This is a genomic window from Tistlia sp., from assembly GCF_040905785.1.
Classification (GTDB): Bacteria; Pseudomonadota; Alphaproteobacteria; order Kiloniellales; family DSM-21159; genus Tistlia.
Genome location: NZ_JBBDQW010000053.1, coordinates 22,390 through 29,260, shown reverse-complemented (window position 1 = coordinate 29,260; position 6,871 = coordinate 22,390). Strand labels below are relative to the sequence as shown.

Genomic DNA, 6,871 nt, shown 5'->3' with positions numbered 1-6,871 from the left:
CTGATGGAGGACCGCGCGACGCTGCGCATCTCCAGCCAGCACATCGCCAACTGGCTGCACCACGCCATCGTCACCGAGGCCCAGGTGCGCGAGACCTTCCGGCGGATGGCCAAGGTCGTCGACGCTCAGAACGCCGGCGACCCGGCCTACCGCCCGATGGCCGCCGACTACGAGGCCTCGGTCGCCTTCCGCGCCGCCACCGACCTGGTCTTCGAGGGCCGCGCCCAGCCGAGCGGCTACACCGAGCCGCTGCTGCACAAGTGGCGCCTGGAAGCCAAGAAGCGCGCCTGAGGCTTCCTTCTCCGGATTGGCGGCAAGGCCTGTGCCCGCTTCGCTTGCATGGTTCGACAAGCTCACCATGAAGCGAAGCTTAAGCGGACCATGAAGCGAAATTCAGGCTCGCCATGAAGCGAATTGCCGCCCCTTCCGCTTCATGGTGAGCTTGTCGAACCATGCAAGCGACCGGCGGGACGCCGGTTCGGAGGAAGGCGCCCAGCCCATGCCCTGGGTCTACATCCTGCGCTGCGCGGACGGCAGCTATTACACCGGCCTCGCGCAGGCCGACCTGGAGCGGCGGGTCGCGGAGCACGAGGCCGGGCGCTACGACGGCTGGACCGCGAAGCGGCGCCCGGTCGCGCTGGTCTTCGCCGAGGAGTTCCCGCTGGCCATCCAGGCGATCGAGATGGAGGAGCGGATCAAGCGCTGGTCGCGCGCCAAGAAGGAGGCCCTGATCGCGCGCGACTGGGAGCGGCTCAAGGAGCTGGCGCGGAACCGGCAGGGGCTGGCGTAGCGGCTGGGGACGGGCCCGCTTCGCTTGCATGGTTCGACAGGCTCACCATGAAGCGAAGTTCACCGTGAAGCGAATCATAGACGTTTCAGTAGCTTCATGGTGAGCCTGTCGAACCATGCAAGCGTCGCGTCGGACGCCCAGGAAAGCCCTTCGTGCCCGAGCTGCTCGATCCGACCCTCGCTTTCGCCTGCGCCCTGGTCGCGCTGGCGGCGGTGGTGCGCGGGTTTTCGGGGTTCGGGTCGGCGATGATCGTGATGCCCGGGCTCAGCCTGATCTATCCGCCGGTCGAGGCGCTCATCGTCTTCGCGCTGATCGAGACGGCGACGACCCTGCAGCTGCTGCCCCAGGGCCTGCGCGACGCCGACCGGCGGCGCGTGCTGCCGCTGGCGCTGGGCGCGACGCTCTGCCTGCCGCTCGGCTGGCAGGTCATCGTGGCGGTCGAGCCGGAGACGATGCGCCGGGCGATCGGCGCGGTCGTGCTGCTGCTGGTCGCGCTGCTCGCGCTCGGCTGGCGCTACCGCGGCGCGCTCGGCCGCGGCCGGATCTTCGCGGTCGGCTGCGCCAGCGGCCTGCTCGCCGGCTCGACCGGGATGGCGGGGCCGCCGGTGATCCTGATGCTGATGTCGACGCCCGGCTCGGCCGCCCAGGTGCGCGGCTCGCTGATCCTGTTCTTCGCCTGGATCGGCCTGGTCCTGCTGGCGATCTTCGCGCTCGACGGCCGCTTCGACCAGGCGGCGCTGCTGCGCGCCGCGGTCCTGCTGCCCTTCTACCTGGCCGGCACCTGGGCCGGCATGCGGCTGTTCCGGCGCAGCGGCGAGCGGCATTTCCGCTGGGCCGCCCTGGTCATCCTGGCCGCCGTCGGGCTCGCCGCCCTGGTCGCCTGAGCGGCGCTCGGAAGCGCGCTCGCCTCAACCCGCCGCCCGCTCGCGGGCCAGGCGGTTCAGCAGGTCGGTCAGGCCGTCGGCGGCGCCGCGTGCGACCAGGGCGGCGATGCGGCCCCAGGGGCCCTCCAGGGTGCCCGCCGTCATGGTGTTCTCCTGGGAGATCTTGCCGAGCTCGCTGTCGTCCGCGTCCAGCAGCCGCCAGACGATGGCGACCCGCTCCTGGCCGGCGCCGGCCGGGGTCACGGCGACGCTGCCCTGGATCGCCAGGTCGCCCTCGGCGCGCGCCTCGACGACCGGCAGCTCGGCGCGCTCCAGCACCAGCACCAGGGCCGCGGTCAGGGTCTCGTTGCCGTCGCCCGGCGCGCCGGTCACCGGCAGCACGGCGAGGCGCGCGCCCGGGAAGCCGGGCAGCAGCGCCTCCTCCTCGGCCGGGCCGAGCAGCTGGGGCGCCAGCGCCTGGGCGGCCTCGGCGGCGACCTCGGCCAGGGCCTCACGGTTGCCGCTCTGCCAGGCGCCGGCCGGCAGCGCGCGCTCCTGGCGGTAGGCGGCGAGGCGGCCCTCGGGCCCGTCGATCCGCCAGTCCGCGCTCAGCAGGTCGCGGCTGTCGCCGAGCGGCCGGATCGCGGCCTCGCCGCTCAGCCGCAGCGCGCCCTCGGCCTCGCGCCAGGTCTTGGCCAGCAGCCCCTCGGCGAGCAGCGCGTCGCGCAGCGCCAGGGCGAGCGGGCCGGGGTCGGCCGGCGCCGCGCCCTCGAGCGGCAGCACCATGACCGTGCTGCCGTAGGTCAGGGCGCGCAGGTCGACCGCCTTCTGGTCGTCCGGCTTGAAGGGCCGCGGCAGCGGCCCGCAGGCCGCGACCAGCAGCGCGAGCGCCAGCAGGGGAAGGAGAAAGAGTCTCGGCGGAAGGAGAGAGGACACGGGGTGGCTCACATCATCATGCAGGTGGCGAGCAGGCCGAGCAGCAGGAACAGCATCAGCGTCGCGAGGTGGGGCATGGGCGCGGACCGCCGGCCGCCTGGCTCAGCGCTCGACCAGCTCGAGCGACGCCTGCGACAGCGGCTCGGCGGCGCCCTCGGTGACCAGGGAGGTGCGGCCGTGGGTCATGGCCAGGCCGCGCTCGCTGTCGAAGATTATGATGTGCACGAAGAACACCATGCCCGGCTCCAGCACCACGGGGTTGCCGTGGTAGAGCATCGGCCAGTCCATCCAGTTCGGCGAGAAGGTGGTGCCCAGCGAATAGCCGCAGGCGTTCATGCGGTGCGCCTGGTAGCCGGCCCTGTCCAGGGTCGCGGCATGGGCGTCGAAGGCCTCGCCGACGGTGTTGCCGGGCCTGAGTTTGTCCTCGACCGCGAGCAGGGCCTCTTGCGCCACGGCGTGCATCTCGCGCTGGCGGTCGGGCGTGCCGCCGACCGTCAGCGTGCGCATCATGGCGGCGTGGTAGTGGCGGTAGGCGCCGGCCCACTCCAGGGTCAGCTGGTCCTTGGCGTCCAGCTTGCGCCGCCCCGAGTAGTAGCGGCAGAGCAGCGCCTGGGGCCCCGAGCCGATGATGAACTCGTTGCCGGGATAGTCGCCGCCGCCGGCGAAGACGGCGCCCTGCATGGCGGCCAGGATCGCACCCTCGTCGGCGCCCGGCCCGGCCAGCGCCAGGGCCGCCTCCCAGGCCTCGTCGGCCAGGCGCCCCGCGGTGCGCGCATAGTCGATCTCGGCCGGCGACTTCACGACGCGCTGCCGGCTGACCAGGAAGGAGGCGTCCTCCAGGGTGCAGAAGCCTTCGAGCGCCGCCTCCAGCCGCTTGCAGCTGCGCCCGGTCAGGCCGTAGGCCTCGTACTCGACGCCCAGCCTGCGCCCCCGGCAGCCCTTCTCCTCCAGGATCGCCCGCAGCTCGACCGCCGGCTCGGCCTCGGGGCCGTCGACCCAGATCCGGATGTCGCGGACCGTCGAGGTCTGCTGGGCCTGGCGCAGGTCGGGTGCGCGGGTCAGCAGCACCAGGTCGCCCTCGGCGGAGAGGTAGAGGCACTGGAAGAAGACGTAGCCGAAGGTGTCGTAGCCGGTCAGGTAGAACATCGACTCCTGGCGGAACATCAGCAGGCCGTCGAGGCCGGCCTCGGCCAGGGCCCGGCAGGTGGCGTCGCGCCGGGCCGCCAGCTCGGCCTCGGAGAAGTGCAGGGGCATGGGCTTCAGGGCTCCAGGTAGATCGCCGAGAGGCCGCGCCCGTAGTCGCCCTCGCCGCGCTTGACCGCGCGGCGGTTGCTGAAGAACAGGCGCTCCTCGGCGCAGGTGTCGCAGGGCAGGACCTCGACGCGCGTCACGCCGGCGGCGACCAGACGGCGCGCGACGTAGCCCTTGAGGTCGAAGTGCGCCTTGCCGGTCTTGCCGTTGTCCTGGAAGAAGGACTCGTTCTCCGGGTCCTGGGCCAGGAAGGGCGCCGCGAACTCCGGCCCGACCTCGTAGGAGCGCTGGGCGATGCAGGGCCCGACGCCGGCGACGATGCGCTCGGCGGAGGCGCCCAGCGCCACCATCGCCGCCACCGTGCGCTCCAGCACGCCGCCCAGCGCGCCCTTCCAGCCGGCGTGGACCGCGCCGACGACGCCGGCCGCGGCCTCGGCCAGCAGCACCGGCGCGCAGTCGGCGGTCAGGATGCCGAGCGCGATGCCCGGCCGGCGTGTCACCAGGGCGTCGGCCTTGGGGTTGTCGCCCTGCGCCCAGGGCGCCTCGACCGTGACGACGTCGGGCGAGTGGTGCTGCCAGACCGTGACCAGCCGCGCCGGCTCGATCTCGATCCTGGCCATCGCCCGCGCCCGGTTCGCCGCCACCACCTCGGCCCGGTCGCCCGAGCCGAAGCCGCAGTTCAGCGAATCGTAGATACCCTCGCTGACCCCGCCCTGGCGCGTGAAGAAGCCATGGCGGACGCCGGTCAGGTCGTTGAGGGGGCCGGTGGTGAGCATCGCGGGCGGAGTTTAGCGGAGACGGCGCGGCGGTCCAGGGGGGAAGGTGGGGGGAGGCCGACCAGCATCAACTACCGAGCTTTCTCGGGTTGACGACATCCCCAAACCTCACTATGTTCACGTCAGATAGGTGAGAGTCGTGAGATGATAGTGACGATGCGGAAGATCGCGGGTAACCGACGGATCTTGGCCGGTAGTAGTCAAGGTCGAAAGGTGCTGGCTGCCCTGGTGGAAAGTTCGCCGGCCGGCAACGAACCCGAGGTGGTCTTTATTGACTTTGCCGGAGTAGATTACGTGACTTCTTCATTCATTCGGGAAAGTTTGGCTTCGTACCGCGACTTCGCGAGGGCAAATCTTGGAAATGTTTACCCGATACTTGCGAACGCGAATGAAGAGGTCGCGGAAGAGATTGAATTTTTCGCGAGAGAACGGGGCGACGTCTTCTGGATGTGCTCCCTCGACTCGGAAGGAAATGCTACTGGTGGGCGCTTGATTGGGACGCTCGATCCCGCTCAGCGATCTACATTCGAAATCGTAGCTCGCATGGGCGCGGCGAGCGCTCCTGAACTAGCATCTCTGTTCAGGGACTTAGGTGTTGGCGCGACTGCCTGGAACAATCGGTTGTCTGCGTTATGCTCAAAAGGAATTCTAAAGGAGCGCCGGAAAGGTAAGACAAAGTTTTTTTCTCTTGCATTGGAGGAAAACAATGGGTCTTGACTATATTCGTCGACAGACTGGTCGCCCGTGGCGAAAACGCTGGCGCGCTGGACTTGATCGATTGAACTTGCCTACTCTCCTTGACATGCAGTTCAGAGCAACAGCTCGTACCATAATTGCCGATCTTAGAGGGCAGGGCTCGCTTAGGGTTGGCAATGCGTGCATCATCGAGATGTCGGATGAGGGTCTGCGAGTTACCGACGGATTGACAAGTATCGGCCTCGCGAGAGATCCCTCAGAAGATCTGCTTGCCGGCATTGCTGCTAGTGAGGGCTGTGCCGAGGGTGTCGTCGAATATGTCAGCATCTTCGGCGATATAGCGGAGATTCGACTGAGATGACTGCCGTCCACGAGTTCTCGCGCTCCGCGCCGCTTTGCGATGATCCGCGCAGGAATACCGGATCGCTCGGGTGCGCTGTGTGCGTTGACCGCGAGAGATGTGGCGGTCTTCACACTTCGACGGCCGTGTTCGACTGCCGTGACCTGTGCACTTGTGCGAGCAGAGGAGATTGTGATGTCGTGTGCCGGTTCAACCCCCATCACTTTGTCCGCAGGCTGCGTGAGGTGGGCGGGTTCGATTTGCACAAGGCTCCGCAGATTCTACCACTCGGCGTTCCGGACCTGCCTCTTGTAGTCCCGCTCATCGACCACCGCTACCGTCGAGTAGAGATATTGACAGAACCTACCGTGGCCTTGCCCCTGTACAAAGTGGTGAATTTGAGGACCGGTGAACTGCACGTGCGATCACGGAGAGAGCTACAGGACCGTTTTCGCATCCGGGAAGACGCTCAGGTATTGCTTAGCGGAGTCGGCCGGGATCCTGTCATTGAGCGTTGGTGGGAACTGCCGGATCAAAGCAAGCTCCTGGCGGAACTGCGCCGGCTTGGGGTGAGTTTGATTACTTCACCAAACTATAGCGTGTTAAATGACGTCCCACGCACCGACAACTTGTACGCGATGAAAAAGATTCTGCTGGCGTGGTGTGAGATGATGTCGGCGGGCGTGCGGACGGCTCTTCACATCAATGCGCGAACCGAAAGGGACTACGAGAGATGGGCGGAACTGATTCGGGTTCGGCCTGAAATTGAAACGATAGCGTTTGAATTCGGGACCGGGTGCGGAAGAGGCGACCGGATTGAATGGCACGTCGCGCAACTTACCCATCTGGCGCAATTTGTGGGGCGTCCGTTGGGTCTGATTGTTCGGGGTGGGGGGCGTAAGCTATTGGAGCTGCGGAGCGCGTTCGAAGTCACCCTACTCGACACGGACGGCTTTTCTCGCACTTATCGGCGACGCAAGGCGTATTTCGCCCCTGACGGGAGGCTGAAGTGGGCGAGATTCTTAACGAGGCCAGACGAGCCGCTCGACGAACTTATTGCTCACAACATAAGTTGCGTGCGAGCCTACTATGTGGCTATGGCGACTTTGCTGCAGCCGGCTGCAGTTTCTGCAGTCTCTACCGATCCACTAAAGCACATCGCACGCTGATGATCAGACCCGACAGATGCGGCTTCTGTGCTACTTCACACCGTCCGGTG

7 protein-coding genes and 1 pseudogene are annotated in these 6,871 nt (G+C 67.5%); 5 read left to right on the top strand and 3 right to left on the bottom strand.

Annotation, left to right across the window (positions count from 1 at the left end; all coding sequences use genetic code 11):
- The 3 genes and pseudogenes from WD341_RS12500 to WD341_RS12490 form a co-directional block, all read left to right on the top strand.
- Positions 1-291: pseudogene (locus WD341_RS12500) on the top strand (malate synthase G); the annotation flags it as partial.
- Between the two features lie 208 nt (positions 292-499).
- A complete protein-coding gene (locus WD341_RS12495) occupies positions 500-790 on the top strand; it encodes a GIY-YIG nuclease family protein (protein ID WP_368425794.1) in 291 nt (96 codons plus the stop codon).
- 152 nt (positions 791-942) lie between these two features.
- On the top strand, positions 943-1,674 hold the full coding sequence (locus tag WD341_RS12490; RefSeq protein WP_368425793.1) for a sulfite exporter TauE/SafE family protein: 732 nt from the start codon (positions 943-945) through the stop codon (positions 1,672-1,674).
- 24 nt (positions 1,675-1,698) lie between these two features.
- Here the strand turns inward: WD341_RS12490 and WD341_RS12485 are convergent, their stop codons facing one another.
- The 3 genes from WD341_RS12485 to pgeF form a co-directional block, all read right to left on the bottom strand.
- A complete protein-coding gene (locus WD341_RS12485) occupies positions 1,699-2,589 on the bottom strand; it encodes a hypothetical protein (RefSeq protein ID WP_368425792.1) in 891 nt (296 codons plus the stop codon).
- A gap of 102 nt (positions 2,590-2,691) precedes the next feature.
- The gene (locus tag WD341_RS12480) at positions 2,692-3,843 is read right to left on the bottom strand and encodes a M24 family metallopeptidase (protein WP_368425791.1); all 1,152 of its coding nucleotides are present in this window, start codon (positions 3,841-3,843) and stop codon (positions 2,692-2,694) included.
- Positions 3,844-3,848: 5 nt separating this feature from the next.
- Entirely contained in the window at positions 3,849-4,616 is a 768-nt protein-coding gene (pgeF, locus tag WD341_RS12475; protein ID WP_368425790.1) for a peptidoglycan editing factor PgeF, read from the bottom strand.
- A gap of 156 nt (positions 4,617-4,772) precedes the next feature.
- Between pgeF and WD341_RS12470 the strand changes: the two genes are divergently transcribed.
- Both WD341_RS12470 and WD341_RS12465 read left to right on the top strand, forming a co-directional pair.
- Positions 4,773-5,333 carry a hypothetical protein gene (locus tag WD341_RS12470; protein ID WP_368425789.1) on the top strand — a complete coding sequence of 187 codons (561 nt, stop codon included), beginning with the start codon at positions 4,773-4,775 and terminating at the stop codon, positions 5,331-5,333.
- 519 nt (positions 5,334-5,852) lie between these two features.
- Positions 5,853-6,821: a hypothetical protein gene (locus tag WD341_RS12465; RefSeq protein ID WP_368425788.1), complete on the top strand. Its 969-nt coding sequence runs from the start codon at positions 5,853-5,855 to the stop codon at positions 6,819-6,821.
- Positions 6,822-6,871: the final 50 nt, after the last annotated feature.